This is a genomic window from Metabacillus sp. cB07 (assembly GCF_016839225.1).
Classification (GTDB): domain Bacteria; phylum Bacillota; class Bacilli; order Bacillales; family Bacillaceae; genus Bacillus_P; species Bacillus_P indicus.
Window position 1 is genome coordinate 1 of record NZ_CP069296.1, and the last position, 17,643, is coordinate 17,643.

The following is a 17,643-nucleotide window of genomic DNA, read 5'->3' on the forward strand; positions in this document are numbered from 1 at the left end:
ATGGAGAACATTGATGAGCTGTGGAGCAAGGCGCTGTCTGAAATTGAAAAAAAACTCAGCAAGCCAAGCTTTGAAACGTGGCTGAAATCGACGAAGGCCCATGCGCTTAAAGGAGACACGCTGACGATTACGGCGCCTAATGAATTTGCACGCGACTGGCTGGAATCACGGTATCTGCATTTGATTGCCAATACCATATATGAACTGACGGGCGAGGAGCTGCTGATCAAGTTCATTATTCCCCAAAATCAGAACGAAGCAGATTTTATGCCGAAATCACCGATTAAGCAGGTGGCAAAAGACGAAGAGCAGATCGAGCTGCCTCAAAATATGCTGAATCCTAAATATACGTTTGATACATTCGTTATCGGTTCAGGCAACAGGTTTGCGCACGCAGCGTCGCTTGCCGTGGCAGAAGCGCCTGCTAAAGCCTATAATCCGCTGTTTATCTACGGGGGAGTAGGACTTGGAAAAACGCATCTTATGCATGCAATCGGCCATTATGTCATTGATCATAAACCAAATGCGAAGGTCGTTTACCTGTCCTCAGAGAAATTCACGAACGAATTCATTAACAGCATCCGTGACAACAAGGCGAAAGATTTCCGCAACAAATACCGCAGCGTTGACGTTTTGCTTATAGATGATATTCAGTTTCTTGCCGGAAAAGAACAGACGCAGGAGGAGTTTTTCCATACGTTTAACACCCTGCATGAAGAAAGCAAGCAGATTGTCATTTCCAGCGACCGTCCTCCAAAGGAAATACCGACACTAGAAGACCGCCTCAGATCCAGATTTGAATGGGGACTGATTACGGACATTACCCCTCCGGATCTTGAGACGCGTATTGCGATTCTCAGAAAAAAAGCAAAGGCTGAGGGCCTTGATATCCCTAATGAAGTCATGCTTTATATCGCCAATCAAATTGATTCCAATATTCGTGAACTTGAAGGCGCACTTATTCGGGTTGTTGCTTATTCATCCCTTATCAATAAAGACATAAATGCAGATCTTGCTGCAGAAGCTTTAAAAGATATCATCCCGAGCTCAAAGCCGAAAATGATCACCATTGCGGATATTCAGCGCATGGTAGGCCAGCATTTCAGCGTGAAGCTTGAGGATTTTAAAGCAAAGAAACGAACAAAATCCGTCGCTTTTCCAAGACAAATCGCGATGTATCTGTCACGGGAACTGACTGATTCCTCCCTTCCGAAGATCGGCGAGGAATTCGGAGGCCGCGACCATACGACCGTCATTCATGCCCATGAGAAAATCTCCAAGCTCCTTCAGGCTGATGACCAGCTTGTGAAACAGCTGAAAGAAATAGAGAGCATGCTGAAGAACTAGCTCTCTCTCTAGCAGCATAAACCAGGCAAAATCATCTCAAAATAAAATAGAGCATCCGGGATAATGTGAATAACCCAATACGATTCATACACAGTCTGTCCACATGTGGATAGGCTGTGTTTCCTTTCTTCAACAGAGTTATACACATATCAACAGGCCCTACTAGTACTTCTACTATTTTTTTCTTTAAAAGATATATATATTAAGTCACCAGAAAAAATATTCCGCCGTATGAAAAAAAGGAGGATTTACCCTAATGAAATTCGTCATACAAAAAGACCGTCTTGTTCAAAGCGTACAGGATGTCATGAAAGCTGTTTCGTCCAGAACGACTATTCCAATCCTGACGGGAATTAAAATTGTGGCAACAGAAGAAGGCGTCACTCTTACAGGAAGTGACTCTGATATCTCAATTGAGTCTTTCATTCCTACAGAAGAAAACGGAAAAGAGATTGCAGAAATCAAGCAGGCAGGCAGCATCGTCCTTCAAGCCCGTTTCTTCAGTGAAATCGTTAAAAAACTTCCTAAGGATTCTGTAGAGATGGAGGTTCATGGCCACCACATGACAGTCATCCGGTCGGGCAAAGCAGAGTTCAACTTAAACGGACTGGATGCAGAGGAATATCCGCATCTTCCACAAGTAGAAGAGCACAACAGCTTTAAAGTTCCGACAGATCTTTTAAAAACGATGATCCGACAGACCGTCTTTTCTGTTTCAACATCTGAAACCCGCCCGATTTTGACAGGTGTTAACTGGAAGCTTGAAAATAAAGAGCTGATCTGCATCGCAACAGACAGCCACCGTCTTGCCCTCCGCAAGGCGAAAATTGAAATGGAAGCCGACACTTCCTACAATGTTGTCATTCCAGGAAAAAGTTTAAATGAACTGAGCAAAATTCTTGCTGATACGAGCGAAGAAATCGAAATCGTGATCACAGAAAGCCAGGTGCTTTTCAAAGCGGAAAACCTGCTGTTCTTCTCAAGACTTCTTGACGGAAACTATCCTGATACAACGAGGCTGATTCCTTCTGAAAGCAAAACAGAAATGGTTCTGAATACAAAAGATTTTCTTCAGGCCATCGACCGCGCGTCTCTTCTTGCAAAAGAAGGCAGAAACAACGTCGTAAAGTTCTCTACGCTTGAAGACGGAATTGTCGAAGTTTCTTCGAATACTCCGGAAATCGGAAAAGTCATCGAGGAAGTGCAGACACAGGAGCTCTCAGGAGAGGAATTAAAAATTTCTTTCAGTGCAAAATATATGATGGATGCATTAAAGGCACTTGAGGGAACAGAAATCAGCATCAGCTTTACAGGTGCGATGAGACCGTTTTTGATCCGCACTCCAAATGACGATTCCATCCTTCAGCTGATTCTCCCTGTCAGAACGTATTAATGACACAAGCTGCCGGCGGTCTGCCGGCAGCTTTCTTTTTTTAGCGAAAGAATCAACCTGGCCAGGGAGGACTTTTGTCATGATTGGTGTCCGTGCAGGAAAGACACGATTTTCTTTAAAAAGAACAGACAGCTGCCTATTGTGGGATGGCTATCATATTTAGTAAAATAAAGTGTTAGAGATTTTAGAAAGAAGGCGATCCGGAATGTCCAGAAAACCTGTTAAAATAGATACAGAATATATAGCACTTGGCCAATTTTTAAAGTTGGCGGACGTAATCCAGACCGGCGGCATGGCAAAATGGTTTCTTCAGGAATACGCGATATTTGTAAACGGGGAGCCTGAGAACCGCCGAGGCAAAAAACTTTATGACGGAGATCTTGTTGATATTCCTGATTTCGGTACATTTATCGTTAAAAGCTGAATGTTTCAAGATGTGAAATACACAACTTAAAGTTGGTGAACGGATTTGTTTATCAAAGAACTGTCCCTGCGGAACTACCGCAACTATAAAGAACTGACTGCGGAGTTTGAAAACAAGGTCAATGTCATCCTCGGGGAAAATGCCCAGGGGAAAACGAATGTGATGGAAGCCATCTATGTCCTTGCCATGGCCAAATCCCACCGCACGTCAAATGACAAAGATCTTATCTACTGGGACGAGGAATATGCTAAAATAGAAGGCAGAGCAGAAAAACAAAACGGTTCTGTGCCAATGCAGCTCGTCATTTCGAAAAAGGGAAAAAAAGCGAAGCTGAACCACATTGAGCAGCAGAAATTAAGCCAGTATGTCGGAGCGATGAACGTGATCATGTTTGCTCCCGAAGACCTTAACCTTGTAAAAGGCAGCCCCCAGGTCAGAAGACGCTTTATCGATATGGAAATTGGACAGGTTTCGCCTGTCTATCTTCATGATTTAAATAAATTTCAAAAAGTCATGCTGCAGCGGAATCAGTATTTAAAGCAGCTGCAGATGAAGAGGCAGACCGACCGGACGATGCTTGATGTGCTGACTTCGCAGCTTGCGGAATCCGCTGCAAAAGTAGTGAAAAAGCGAATGGAGTTTATCGGCAAACTAGAGAAATGGGCTCAGCCGGTCCACGAGGGAATCAGCAGGGGGCTTGAAACACTGACGATTGAGTATAAAGCCTCCGCCGATGTATCAGAAGCCTCAAGTTTGTCGAAAATGATAGAAGGATATGAAGAGAAGTTTGATAAAATAAAAGAAAAAGAAATTGAGCGCGGAGCAACACTTGCCGGTCCGCACAGAGATGATCTTCTTTTCTTTGTGAACGGGCGGGACGTTCAGACGTTCGGCTCCCAGGGACAGCAGCGGACAACCGCTCTCTCGCTGAAGCTTGCGGAAATCGATCTGATCCACGAGGAAATCGGCGAGTATCCGATTCTTCTTCTTGATGATGTTTTATCTGAACTTGATGATTACAGGCAATCGCATTTATTAAATACAATTCAGGGGAAAGTGCAGACGTTTGTCACGACGACAAGCGTTGAGGGCATTGACCATAAGACGCTGAAGGAAGCAACAACGTACCGCGTTTCAAAAGGCACGCTTACTTAAGTGAGAGAGGTGGTTTTTCATGTATATCCACTTGGGAGACAATTTCGTGATTCCTTCAAAGGAAGTCGTCATGATTATTGATCATCAATCGTCAAAGACGTCCGGAATTGTCAGTGAATTTTTGGAAAAGCAGCAGAATCAGCCGGTAAAGCTTGCAAATGGCGAAACAAAGTCGATTGTTGTGACGACAGACAAGATTTATTTTTCTCCTCTTGCTTCAGGCACGCTGAAAAAACGTGCAAAATTCTCATTTGACATAGAGACGGCAGAATGAACGTTCTGAACCCAATCTATAAGCCCTTAAGAAAAGTGTAGGTGATCATAGTGGCGATGGAACAAAAACAAATGGAACAGCAATCATATGATGAAAACCAGATACAAGTACTAGAAGGCTTAGAGGCTGTCCGGAAACGTCCCGGAATGTATATTGGCTCAACTGCGGCGAAAGGTCTCCACCATCTGGTCTGGGAGATTGTCGACAACAGTATCGATGAAGCTCTTGCGGGATACTGCGATGAGATTAATATTATCGTTGAAGAAGACAACAGCATTACCGTAAAAGACAACGGCCGCGGAATTCCGGTTGGAATCCATGAAAAAATGGGACGTCCTGCAGTTGAAGTCATTATGACGGTGCTTCATGCCGGAGGAAAATTCGGCGGCGGCGGATACAAGGTGTCGGGCGGTCTTCACGGCGTAGGTGCATCTGTCGTAAATGCCCTGTCCACGTATCTTGAAGTCACTGTTTACCGCGACGGTAAAATTCATTATCAGAAGTTTGAGCGCGGTGTGCCTGCTGCCGACCTGGCAGTAATCGGCGAAACAGAAGTAACAGGAACAACCACTCACTTTGTCCCTGATCCGGAAATCTTTACAGAGACGACGGAATATGATTTTGACACACTTGCAAACCGTTTAAGAGAGCTTGCCTTCTTAAACCGCAATATCAAAATCACAATTGAAGACAAGCGTGAAACGAAACGCAAAAAAGAATATCTGTACGAAGGCGGCATTAAATCCTATGTTGAGCATTTAAACCGAACAAGAGAAGTTATTCATGAAGAGCCTGTCTACATGGAAGGCGAAAAGGACGGCATCACAGTCGAGGTTGCCCTTCAGTACAATGATTCCTATACAAGCAACATTTATTCGTTCGCCAACAACATTCACACTTATGAGGGCGGAACGCATGAAGCCGGATTTAAAACGGCTCTTACACGCGTCATCAATGACTATGCCCGCAAAAGCGGCGCATTTAAAGACAATGATGCCAACCTCACAGGTGACGATGTGCGCGAAGGTTTGACAGCCATTATTTCTGTTAAACATCCGGACCCGCAGTTTGAGGGCCAGACAAAAACGAAGCTCGGCAACTCAGAAACGCGGACTGTTACGGATAATGTCTTTGCAGATGCATTTGAGAAGTTTCTTCTTGAAAATCCTTCAACAGCAAAGAAAATTGTTGAAAAAGGGGTTATGGCATCAAGAGCGCGTCTTGCAGCCAAAAAAGCGCGCGAACTGACTCGCCGTAAAAGTGCGCTTGAGATCTCTAACCTTCCCGGGAAACTTGCCGACTGTTCGTCTAAAGACCCGTCCATCTCAGAACTTTACGTCGTTGAGGGTGACTCTGCGGGCGGTTCTGCAAAACAGGGGCGCGACCGTCATTTCCAGGCGATTCTGCCGCTTAGAGGAAAAATCATCAACGTTGAAAAAGCGCGTCTTGATAAAATCCTTTCCAACAACGAGATCCGGACGATTATCACGGCTCTTGGAACAGGAATTGCGGAAGACTTTGATCTTTCAAAAGCGCGCTACCATAAAATCATCATCATGACGGATGCAGACGTTGACGGAGCCCATATCCGCACACTGCTTCTGACGTTCTTCTACCGCTACATGAGACAGATCATCGAAAGCGGATATGTCTACATTGCCCAGCCGCCGCTTTACAAGGTGCAGCAGGGCAAGCGGGTTGAATATGCGTACAATGACAGGGAGATGGAGAAGCTTATGGCAGAACTGCCTGCAACTCCTAAGCCTGGAATTCAGCGCTACAAAGGTCTTGGTGAGATGAATCCCGAGCAGCTTTGGGAGACGACGATGGATCCGAACACGCGTACATTCCTTCAGGTTACGCTTGAAGATGCGATGGAAGCGGATGAAACCTTTGATATTCTGATGGGCGACAAAGTCGAACCCCGCCGGAACTTTATCGAAGGCAACGCCCAGTATGTTAAGAATCTTGATATTTAATGCGATAAATAGAGGCATAGCCGGTTCCCGGCTTTGCCTTTTCTTTTTGCCCTAAATTCCGTCATAGCCCACTACATTTCACATGTCCCTGCATATCTTTGTAAAGAAAGTAGGCAATTTATCTAAGCAGGAGGCGTGGAAATGAACAATCAGCAATATGACATGAGGCGTCCATTTGGATTTGGAGGAGGCTTCGGGAGACCGGGCTTTGGCTTTGGAAGACCAGGCTTCGGCTTTGGAAGACCTGGATTTGGCTTTGGAAGACCGGGCTTCGGCTTTCCGTTTGCAACGGGGTTTGTCGGCGGTCTTGCGACAGGAGCGCTGCTGTCGCCGGGCTATGGCTACGGATATCCTTATCCTTATTATCCGCCGTACCCGTACTATCCGTATTATTAATTTCTTTAAAAAACATCCGGGCAGGATGTTTTTTAATTTTTTAAAAGATAAATGATCCATGTATTCATTCTCTCCGTTAGTCATGATGTAAACGTCAAATAAATAAAAATAAAAGGAGAGAATAACATGAAGATGAAAAAAGCACTGATTGCTGTACCACTCAGTTTTTCCCTGCTGATTCCCGCTTTTGGAACAGTGAACGCAGAAGATCACGGAGGCAGCCACGGCGGAAGCCACAGCGGCATGGCATCAGCAGAGGTTTCAAACCCTGCCATTGATCTTCGGGCATCCCTTGATGCGATCCTCTCAGAGCATGCATACTTAGCGGTTGTTGCCATGCAAAAAGGCATTGACGGCAAAGAAGACTTTGAAGCGGCTGCAGGACAGCTGAATAAAAATACCGACGATTTAGCGGCAGCTGTAGGATCTGTTTACGGTGAAGAAGCGGGAAATCAATTCAAAGAAATCTGGAGCAGCCACATCGGCTATTTCGTAGACTATGTAACGGCGACAGCTGAAAACAATGAAGAAGGCAGAAAACAGGCACTTGCAGAACTGGACAAGTACCGTGCCGAGCAAGCTGGCTTTTTGGATACAGCAACAGAAGGCCGCCTGAAAGCGGCAGATCTTGAAGCGGGCCTAAAGGTTCATGTGGAACAGCTGATTGGAGCTTTTGAAAGCTACAGAGCGGGTGAATACGACAAAGCATACGATGATGCAACAGAATCGATGCACCATATGTTCGGAGTCGGCAAAAGCCTTTCATGGGCCATCACCGACCAGTTCCCTGAGAAATTCGAAAATACATCTCCGGACACTGCCGCTGCTGACTTGCGCGCAGATTTAAATCATGTATTTTCAGAGCACGCAGCATTAGCTGCACTGACGATGCAAAAAGGAATTGACGGAGCAAAAGATTTTGATGCGGCGGCAGCGGCATTAAATGAAAACACAGATGATCTGACAGCAGCTGTTGAATCTGTCTACGGTGCTGAAGGAGCTGCGCAGTTTAAAGAAATCTGGAGCAGCCACATCGGCTACTTTGTTGACTACGTGACAGCAACTGCTGAAAACGATGAAGCGGGTAAGGAAGAAGCAGTGGCGGAGCTTGATGCATACCGTGCAGAGCAGGCGGCATTCCTAGATGCTGCAACAGAGGGCAGACTGAAAGCGGCCGACCTCGAGGCGGGTCTCAAAGAGCATGTAGACCAGCTTCTCGCGGCATTTAACAGCTACACAGGAAAAGACTATCCTGCAGCCTATGAAAATATCCATGTTGCTTATTCGCACATGTTTGGAGTAGGCCAGGCCCTGTCAGGCGCCATTACGGATCAATTCCCTGAAAAGTTTGAGGGGCAAAAGCCTTCTGACATGCCGAAAACAGGCATGGGCGGCATGAGCCAGTCAAACAGCGGTGTCATTATGTGGGCCGTATTCGGATTTATTCTGGCATCTGCAGCGATCGCCATGATTGCACGCAAAAAATCAGTGAAAAACTAAGGGCTCGAGCAGAAGTTTTAAGCAAGGCCCGCCTTATTTAAAAAAAATGAGTAAAAGAACTGTGATCCCTGCCGAAAAGGCAGGGATTATTCGGTTTTTCGGGATATTTCTATGAATTTGACGTGTAATGTCATAGGTTTATTGATATAATGGAGAGTAGGCTATTATTCAATTATCGGAAAGACTTACATATTTATGGTCTTATATATTTCAGCATGAACATCATTACAAAAACTTTTAACTCCCGTTTTTTATGGAGCTAGATAGATTAGGGAGGTTCAACTCATGGAAGAAAACAAAACACCTAACGTGAAAGAGATTAATATCAGTCACGAGATGCGTTCTTCTTTTCTCGATTATGCGATGAGCGTTATCGTTTCGCGCGCTCTTCCGGACGTTCGTGACGGCCTGAAGCCTGTTCACCGCCGGATTCTCTACGCGATGAATGACCTTGGCATGACATCGGACAAACCGTTCAAAAAGTCCGCGCGTATCGTCGGCGAAGTAATCGGAAAGTATCATCCGCACGGCGACAGCGCCGTTTATGACTCTATGGTCAGGATGGCACAGGATTTCAACTTCCGCTACATGCTTGTCGACGGTCACGGGAACTTTGGTTCAGTTGACGGAGACGGTGCGGCAGCGATGCGTTATACAGAAGCCAGGATGTCTAAGATCGCAATGGAGCTTCTCCGCGATATTAACAAAGACACCATCGATTATCAGGACAACTATGACGGGTCTGAACGTGAACCTGTCGTGCTTCCTTCAAGGTTCCCTAATCTTCTGGTAAACGGAGCAGCGGGGATTGCTGTCGGCATGGCGACAAACATTCCGCCTCATCAGCTTGGAGAAGTCATCGACGGGGTTCTTGCTGTCAGCAAAGATCCTGAAGTCAGCATACAGGAGCTGATGGAAATCATTCCGGGTCCGGACTTCCCTACTGCAGGACAGATTATCGGCAGAAGCGGCATCCGCAAAGCGTATGAAACCGGCCGGGGATCGATCACCATCAGAGCAAAAGTTGAAATTGAACAAAAAGCGTCAGGCAAGGAAGTTATTATCGTCAGAGAGCTTCCTTACCAGGTGAACAAGGCGAAGCTGATCGAAAAAATTGCAGAGCTTGTTCGCGACAAAAAGATCGAAGGAATTACAGACTTAAGAGACGAATCCGACCGAAACGGCATGCGTATTGTCATTGAAGTCCGCAAAGATGCAAATTCAAACGTCCTTTTGAACAATCTTTTTAAACAGACAGCTCTTCAGACAAGCTTCGGCATCAACATGCTTGCCCTTGTAGGCGGACAGCCTCAGGTGCTGAACCTGAAGCAGTTCCTTGTCTATTATCTGGACCATCAAAAGGTGATTATCCGCCGCCGCACAGCCTTTGAGCTGCGCAAAGCGGAAGCACGTGCGCATATTCTGGAAGGACTCCGGATTGCTCTTGATCATCTGGATGAAGTGATTGCACTTATCCGTGCTTCACAGACAACAGATATCGCTAAACAAGGATTGATGGACAACTTCTCTCTTTCTGAAAAACAGGCTCAGGCTATTCTTGACATGCGTCTTCAGCGCTTAACAGGACTTGAGCGCGAAAAGATTGAAGAAGAATACCAGGGTCTTGTTCAACTGATCGCAGAATTGAAGGCAATTCTTGCAGATGATGAGAAAGTTCTTGAAATCATCCGCGAGGAGCTTGAAGAAATCAAGGAGCGCTTCAATGATGTGCGCCGTACGGAGATTGTAACCGGCGGCATCGAAATGATTGAAGACGAAGACTTAATTCCTGTTGAAAACATCGTGATCACGCTGACGCACAACGGCTATATCAAGAGACTTCCAATCTCGACATACCGAAGCCAGAGAAGGGGCGGACGCGGAATTCAGGGAATGGGCACGAATGAAGATGATTTCGTCGAACATCTGCTCACAACTTCAACCCACGACACGATCCTGTTCTTCACGAACAAAGGAAAGGTTTACCGTACAAAAGGCTACGAGATTCCTGAGTACGGAAGAACGGCAAAAGGTCTGCCGATCATTAACCTCCTTGAGATTGAAAAAGGGGAATGGGTCAATGCCATCATTCCTGTTTCGGAATTTGCAGATGACTGGTCTCTCTTCTTCACGACGAAAGAAGGAATCTCAAAACGGTCTCCGCTTTCTCAATTTGCCAACATCAGAAAGGGCGGCCTGATTGCTGTCAATCTGCGCGAGGCAGATGAACTGATTTCTGTAAGGCTGACGGACGGAACGAAACACATCATGATCGGAACGAAAAAGGGAATGCTGATCCGCTTCCCGGAAACAGACGTCCGCTCAATGGGCCGTACGGCTACAGGGGTAAAAGGCATCACGCTTGATGCGGATGACGAAGTTGTCGGCATGGAGATCCTGGAAGAGGACGCAGACGTTCTGACTGTCACGCGAAACGGATTCGGCAAGCGGACGCCTGCAGCTGAATACCGCGTGCAAAGCCGTGGCGGAAAAGGGATTAAAACATGTAATGTAACCGAAAAGAACGGTACTGTCATATCTGTTAAGCCTTCAACAGGAGAAGAGGACCTGATGCTGATTACAGCAAGCGGCGTTCTGATCCGGATGGCGATTGACAGCATTTCGACAACGGGACGAAACACACAGGGCGTCAAGCTGATTAAGCTTGGCGGCGAAGAACACGTTGCAACAGTAGCGGTAGTGGAAAAAGAAGAATTGGAACCTGAAGAGGATCTGACAGAAGAACAGATTCAGGATTCTGAAACTGAAGCACCGCCGGAAGATCCATCAGGCACTGAAGAATAAGGGGGAAAAGTACAGCGGAAGCTGTACTTTTTTTCTGCCTTTTTTATTCAATAAATCCATATCCTTCTAAAATATTGGGTTATAATCAGGTTGGGAGGGATTCATGTGAGGGTCCATATCAATCAGATAAATGAGGGGAACATCTTGCTGAAGGATGTTCTTTCAGCATCGGGTAAACCGCTTATGCGGAAACATACTGTACTTGAACGGGAACTTGTCGATGTTTTGCATGCGTTTTTAATAGAAACAGTAGATATAGAATCATTCAGTGAGACCGAGCAGGACAAAAACGTTCCGGCTGACAAGTCTGTTACACCGTTTGGGGCAGTCTATCATGCTGCTGTTCAGGGCTTTAAAAAACTGTATGCGGACTGGCATTCAGGTGCTTCAGTTGACATCTCAAAGGTTAGAAATCTTCTGATTCCTGCTGTGGAACATATCCTGCAGCACCCGTCAGAAGTGTTTAAAACAACCGGATATACAGGAGAAGAAGACTATCTCTACCATCAATCTGTATCAGCGGCGCTCCTGAGCGCAAGCCTCGCCAAATCTTCAGGCTTCCCGCACGGCGACGTGATTCAGATTGCAATGACAGGACTGCTTTGCGACTGCGGTCTGACAAAGCTTGATCAGGGGTTTATTCAGAAAAAAAGAGCTCTGACGGCAAAGGAATTTGACGAAATCAAACAGCATCCTGTACACAGCTATAAGATGCTTAAAAACATTGTCTCTTTAAAAGAAGCTGTCAAGATCGGTGTCCTGCAGCATCATGAACGAATGGACGGGAGCGGGTATCCCCTCGGCACTAAAGGAGATCAGCTTCATCCTTACGGGAAAATTGCAGCACTCGCCCACGCCTATCAGGCCATGGTCAGCACCAGGCCTTACAGGGACCGGCAGTCTCCATTTCTCGTTCTTGAGCAGCTGATGGAAGATGAGTTTGGCAGATTTGACCTTTCAGCTCTTAAAGCATTGAGAAAAGGGCTGCTGACATTCAGCAGCGGAACATTCATCAGGCTGTCTGACGGGCGAACAGCAGAAATTGTCTTTATAGAAGACCAGCAGCCTGCAAGACCTCTTGTGAAGCTCCAGGACAGCGGTGAAATGATTGCTCTGAAAGAATATAGACAGCTATATATAGAGGAAATATTATAAGAGCAACTTTTTGCTCTTTTTTTATTGCTTATTTAAAAGAATGCTGATATAATTCTAAAAGTCAGTAAGAAAGCCACTACATAAGCGAGTTTAGCAAAAAAACATTTTCAAAATGTTATTGACTTAATGGGCTTTAGAGTGATATACTGATTAGGTCGCTTCGAGATGAAACGACATCAAAAGTTCTTTGAAAACTAAACAAAACCAAAAGCGTACCAAACGTTTTAAATTTTTTAAGTCAGCAACATTTATGAGTCACAAATTTTCTTCGGAGAGTTTGATCCTGGCTCAGGACGAACGCTGGCGGCGTGCCTAATACATGCAAGTCGAGCGGACCTCTTCGGAGGTCAGCGGCGGACGGGTGAGTAACACGTGGGCAACCTGCCTGTAAGACTGGGATAACTCCGGGAAACCGGAGCTAATACCGGATACTATGTCAAACCGCATGGTTTGACATTCAAAGACGGTTTCGGCTGTCACTTACAGATGGGCCCGCGGCGCATTAGCTAGTTGGTGAGGTAATGGCTCACCAAGGCGACGATGCGTAGCCGACCTGAGAGGGTGATCGGCCACACTGGGACTGAGACACGGCCCAGACTCCTACGGGAGGCAGCAGTAGGGAATCTTCCGCAATGGACGAAAGTCTGACGGAGCAACGCCGCGTGAGTGATGAAGGTTTTCGGATCGTAAAACTCTGTTGTCAGGGAAGAACAAGTGCCGGAGTAACTGCCGGCACCTTGACGGTACCTGACCAGAAAGCCACGGCTAACTACGTGCCAGCAGCCGCGGTAATACGTAGGTGGCAAGCGTTGTCCGGAATTATTGGGCGTAAAGCGCGCGCAGGCGGTTTCTTAAGTCTGATGTGAAAGCCCCCGGCTCAACCGGGGAGGGTCATTGGAAACTGGGAAACTTGAGTGCAGAAGAGGAGAGTGGAATTCCACGTGTAGCGGTGAAATGCGTAGAGATGTGGAGGAACACCAGTGGCGAAGGCGACTCTCTGGTCTGTAACTGACGCTGAGGCGCGAAAGCGTGGGGAGCGAACAGGATTAGATACCCTGGTAGTCCACGCCGTAAACGATGAGTGCTAAGTGTTAGAGGGTTTCCGCCCTTTAGTGCTGCAGCTAACGCATTAAGCACTCCGCCTGGGGAGTACGGTCGCAAGACTGAAACTCAAAGGAATTGACGGGGGCCCGCACAAGCGGTGGAGCATGTGGTTTAATTCGAAGCAACGCGAAGAACCTTACCAGGTCTTGACATCCTTTGCCACTTCTAGAGATAGAAGGTTCCCCTTCGGGGGACAAAGTGACAGGTGGTGCATGGTTGTCGTCAGCTCGTGTCGTGAGATGTTGGGTTAAGTCCCGCAACGAGCGCAACCCTTGATCTTAGTTGCCAGCATTCAGTTGGGCACTCTAAGGTGACTGCCGGTGACAAACCGGAGGAAGGTGGGGATGACGTCAAATCATCATGCCCCTTATGACCTGGGCTACACACGTGCTACAATGGATGGTACAAAGGGCTGCGAGACCGCGAGGTTTAGCCAATCCCATAAAACCATTCTCAGTTCGGATTGCAGGCTGCAACTCGCCTGCATGAAGCTGGAATCGCTAGTAATCGCGGATCAGCATGCCGCGGTGAATACGTTCCCGGGCCTTGTACACACCGCCCGTCACACCACGAGAGTTTGCAACACCCGAAGTCGGTGGGGTAACCGCAAGGAGCCAGCCGCCTAAGGTGGGGTAGATGATTGGGGTGAAGTCGTAACAAGGTAGCCGTATCGGAAGGTGCGGCTGGATCACCTCCTTTCTAAGGATATGAGGTCGCTTTTGGATTTTGTTTAGTTTTGAGAGAACTTTGTTCTCCATTTAAATAGGAAGTTTACTTTACAAGTAAGCGAGAACGTCATGCGCGTGCTTTTTTGTTCGTCGCAATCGTCTCTTTTATCCTTATATGAGATGGGCCTATAGCTCAGCTGGTTAGAGCGCACGCCTGATAAGCGTGAGGTCGATGGTTCGAGTCCATTTAGGCCCACCATCTCTTTAATACGGGGCCTTAGCTCAGCTGGGAGAGCGCCTGCCTTGCACGCAGGAGGTCAGCGGTTCGATCCCGCTAGGCTCCACCTAGAAAGTTGTTCTTTGAAAACTGGATAACGTAATTGATAACAAGTAATTCACTGAGATTTACGCTTACCATAGTGATTTTCTTAGACTTTACAGTCTAAACAAACGATTGACCAATTTTGGTTAAGTTATGAAGGGCGCACGGTGGATGCCTTGGCACTAGGAGCCGATGAAGGACGGGACTAACACCGATATGCTTTGGGGAGCTGTAAGTAAGCTTTGATCCAGAGATTTCCGAATGGGGAAACCCACTGTTCGTAATGGAACAGTATCTTTACCTGAATACATAGGGTACTGAAGGCAGACCCGGGGAACTGAAACATCTAAGTACCCGGAGGAAGAGAAAGCAAATGCGATTTCCCAAGTAGCGGCGAGCGAAACGGAATCAGCCCAAACCAAGAGGCTTGCCTCTTGGGGTTGTAGGACACTCTATACGGAGTTACAAAGGAACGGGGTAGATGAAGCGGCCTGGAAAGGCCTGTCATAGAAGGTAAAAACCCTGTAGTCGAAACTTCGTTCCCTCCAGAGTGGATCCTGAGTACGGCGGGACACGTGAAATCCCGTCGGAATCCGGGAGGACCATCTCCCAAGGCTAAATACTACCTAGTGACCGATAGTGAACCAGTACCGTGAGGGAAAGGTGAAAAGCACCCCGGAAGGGGAGTGAAAAGATCCTGAAACCGTGTGCTTACAAGTAGTCAGAGCCCGTTAACGGGTGATGGCGTGCCTTTTGTAGAATGAACCGGCGAGTTACGATCCCGTGCAAGGTTAAGTTGATGAGACGGAGCCGCAGCGAAAGCGAGTCTGAATAGGGCGAATTAGTACGTGGTCGTAGACCCGAAACCAGGTGATCTACCCATGTCCAGGGTGAAGTTCAGGTAACACTGAATGGAGGCCCGAACCCACGCACGTTGAAAAGTGCGGGGATGAGGTGTGGGTAGCGGAGAAATTCCAATCGAACTTGGAGATAGCTGGTTCTCTCCGAAATAGCTTTAGGGCTAGCCTCGAGTATGAGAGTCTTGGAGGTAGAGCACTGATTGGACTAGGGGCCCTCATCGGGTTACCGAATTCAGTCAAACTCCGAATGCCAAAGACTTGCTCCTCGGGAGTCAGACTGCGAGTGATAAGATCCGTAGTCAAGAGGGAAACAGCCCAGACCGCCAGCTAAGGTCCCAAAGTATACGTTAAGTGGAAAAGGATGTGGAGTTGCTTAGACAACCAGGATGTTGGCTTAGAAGCAGCCACCATTTAAAGAGTGCGTAATAGCTCACTGGTCGAGTGACTCTGCGCCGAAAATGTACCGGGGCTAAACGTATCACCGAAGCTGCGGACTGTTCTTACGAACAGTGGTAGGAGAGCGTTCTAAGGGCGTCGAAGCCAGACCGGAAGGACTGGTGGAGCGCTTAGAAGTGAGAATGCCGGTATGAGTAGCGAAAGAGGGGTGAGAATCCCCTCCACCGAATGCCTAAGGTTTCCTGAGGAAGGCTCGTCCGCTCAGGGTTAGTCGGGACCTAAGCCGAGGCCGAAAGGCGTAGGCGATGGACAACAGGTTGATATTCCTGTACCACCTCCTCACCATTTGAGCAATGGGGGGACGCAGGAGGATAGGGCAAGCGCGCTGTTGGATATGCGCGTCCAAGCAGTTAGGCCGGGAAGTAGGCAAATCCGCTTCCCATATAAGGCTGAGCTGTGATGGCGAGGGAAATTTAGTACCGAAGTTCCTGATTCCACACTGCCAAGAAAAGCCTCTAGCGAGGTGAGAGGTGCCCGTACCGCAAACCGACACAGGTAGGCGAGGAGAGAATCCTAAGGTGAGCGAGAGAACTCTCGTTAAGGAACTCGGCAAAATGACCCCGTAACTTCGGGAGAAGGGGTGCTTTTTAGGGTGAATAGCCCTGAAAAGCCGCAGTGAATAGGCCCAGGCGACTGTTTAGCAAAAACACAGGTCTCTGCGAAGCCGCAAGGCGAAGTATAGGGGCTGACGCCTGCCCGGTGCTGGAAGGTTAAGGGGAGAGGTTAGCGCAAGCGAAGCTTTGAACCGAAGCCCCAGTAAACGGCGGCCGTAACTATAACGGTCCTAAGGTAGCGAAATTCCTTGTCGGGTAAGTTCCGACCCGCACGAAAGGCGTAACGATCTGGGCACTGTCTCAACGAGAGACTCGGTGAAATTATAGTACCTGTGAAGATGCAGGTTACCCGCGACAGGACGGAAAGACCCCGTGGAGCTTTACTGCAGCCTGATATTGAATTTTGGTACAGCTTGTACAGGATAGGTAGGAGCCTTGGAAGCCGGAGCGCAAGCTTCGGTGGAGGCATTGGTGGGATACTACCCTTGCTGTATTGAAATTCTAACCCGCAGCCCTTACCGGGCTGGGAGACAGTGTCAGGCGGGCAGTTTGACTGGGGCGGTCGCCTCCTAAAATGTAACGGAGGCGCCCAAAGGTTCCCTCAGAATGGTTGGAAATCATTCGCAGAGTGTAAAGGCACAAGGGAGCTTGACTGCGAGACCTACAAGTCGAGCAGGGACGAAAGTCGGGCTTAGTGATCCGGTGGTTCCGCATGGAAGGGCCATCGCTCAACGGATAAAAGCTACCCCGGGGATAACAGGCTTATCTCCCCCAAGAGTCCACATCGACGGGGAGGTTTGGCACCTCGATGTCGGCTCATCGCATCCTGGGGCTGTAGTCGGTCCCAAGGGTTGGGCTGTTCGCCCATTAAAGCGGTACGCGAGCTGGGTTCAGAACGTCGTGAGACAGTTCGGTCCCTATCCGTCGTGGGCGCAGGAAATTTGAGAGGAGCTGTCCTTAGTACGAGAGGACCGGGATGGACGCACCGCTGGTGTACCAGTTGTCTTGCCAAAGGCATCGCTGGGTAGCTATGTGCGGAAGGGATAAGTGCTGAAAGCATCTAAGCATGAAGCCCCCCTCAAGATGAGATTTCCCATCACATTTGTGAGTAAGAACCCTGAAAGATGATCAGGTTGATAGGTCTGAGGTGGAAGCGCGGTGACGTGTGGAGCTGACAGATACTAATCGTTCGAGGACTTAACCACAGTCTAACTAAGCGTAAATTGCACGTGAATCTTGTTATCAAACGTT

At 47.7% G+C, this 17,643-nt stretch carries 10 protein-coding genes, 2 tRNA genes and 2 rRNA genes; all 14 read left to right on the plus strand.

The features are described 5' to 3' along the window. The 14 genes from dnaA to JOJ89_RS00070 all read left to right on the plus strand — a co-directional run bounded on the left by dnaA (position 1) and on the right by JOJ89_RS00070 (position 17,597). Complete coding sequence (dnaA, locus tag JOJ89_RS00005) at positions 1-1,347, plus strand: chromosomal replication initiator protein DnaA (protein ID WP_029282914.1); 1,347 nt, start codon at positions 1-3, stop codon at positions 1,345-1,347. A gap of 256 nt (positions 1,348-1,603) precedes the next feature. Then, positions 1,604-2,740, plus strand: coding sequence for a DNA polymerase III subunit beta (dnaN, locus tag JOJ89_RS00010; RefSeq protein ID WP_029282912.1), 1,137 nt, complete (start codon positions 1,604-1,606; stop codon positions 2,738-2,740). Between the two features lie 205 nt (positions 2,741-2,945). Next, entirely contained in the window at positions 2,946-3,164 is a 219-nt protein-coding gene (gene yaaA, locus JOJ89_RS00015) for a S4 domain-containing protein YaaA (protein ID WP_029282910.1), read from the plus strand. Positions 3,165-3,209: 45 nt separating this feature from the next. Beyond that, positions 3,210-4,319, plus strand: coding sequence for a DNA replication/repair protein RecF (gene recF / locus JOJ89_RS00020; RefSeq protein ID WP_029282908.1), 1,110 nt, complete (start codon positions 3,210-3,212; stop codon positions 4,317-4,319). A 19-nt stretch (positions 4,320-4,338) separates the two neighbouring features. After that, positions 4,339-4,593 (plus strand): extracellular matrix regulator RemB, encoded by a 255-nt coding sequence (gene remB / locus JOJ89_RS00025; RefSeq protein ID WP_029282906.1) that lies wholly within the window; start codon positions 4,339-4,341, stop codon positions 4,591-4,593. Between the two features lie 56 nt (positions 4,594-4,649). After that, positions 4,650-6,572, plus strand: a complete 1,923-nt coding sequence (gyrB, locus tag JOJ89_RS00030; protein ID WP_029282904.1) for a DNA topoisomerase (ATP-hydrolyzing) subunit B — start codon at positions 4,650-4,652, stop codon at positions 6,570-6,572. Between the two features lie 141 nt (positions 6,573-6,713). Next, the gene (locus tag JOJ89_RS00035; protein WP_203289294.1) at positions 6,714-6,968 is read left to right on the plus strand and encodes a spore coat protein; all 255 of its coding nucleotides are present in this window, start codon (positions 6,714-6,716) and stop codon (positions 6,966-6,968) included. A gap of 126 nt (positions 6,969-7,094) precedes the next feature. Continuing rightward, the gene (locus tag JOJ89_RS00040) at positions 7,095-8,468 is read left to right on the plus strand and encodes a copper amine oxidase (RefSeq protein WP_203289295.1); all 1,374 of its coding nucleotides are present in this window, start codon (positions 7,095-7,097) and stop codon (positions 8,466-8,468) included. Positions 8,469-8,753: 285 nt separating this feature from the next. Next, a complete protein-coding gene (gene gyrA, locus JOJ89_RS00045) occupies positions 8,754-11,273 on the plus strand; it encodes a DNA gyrase subunit A (protein ID WP_029282898.1) in 2,520 nt (839 codons plus the stop codon). A gap of 105 nt (positions 11,274-11,378) precedes the next feature. Next, the gene (locus tag JOJ89_RS00050; protein WP_203289296.1) at positions 11,379-12,428 is read left to right on the plus strand and encodes an HD-GYP domain-containing protein; all 1,050 of its coding nucleotides are present in this window, start codon (positions 11,379-11,381) and stop codon (positions 12,426-12,428) included. 265 nt (positions 12,429-12,693) lie between these two features. Then, positions 12,694-14,231: ribosomal RNA gene (locus JOJ89_RS00055) — 16S ribosomal RNA — on the plus strand. 151 nt (positions 14,232-14,382) lie between these two features. Then, a tRNA-Ile gene (locus tag JOJ89_RS00060) sits at positions 14,383-14,459 on the plus strand. 12 nt (positions 14,460-14,471) lie between these two features. Beyond that, positions 14,472-14,544, plus strand: a tRNA-Ala gene (locus tag JOJ89_RS00065). Between the two features lie 122 nt (positions 14,545-14,666). After that, positions 14,667-17,597 (plus strand): 23S ribosomal RNA (locus JOJ89_RS00070). The 16S and 23S rRNA genes sit together here with 2 tRNA genes alongside, the layout of an rRNA operon. The last annotated feature ends 46 nt before the right edge of the window (positions 17,598-17,643 follow it).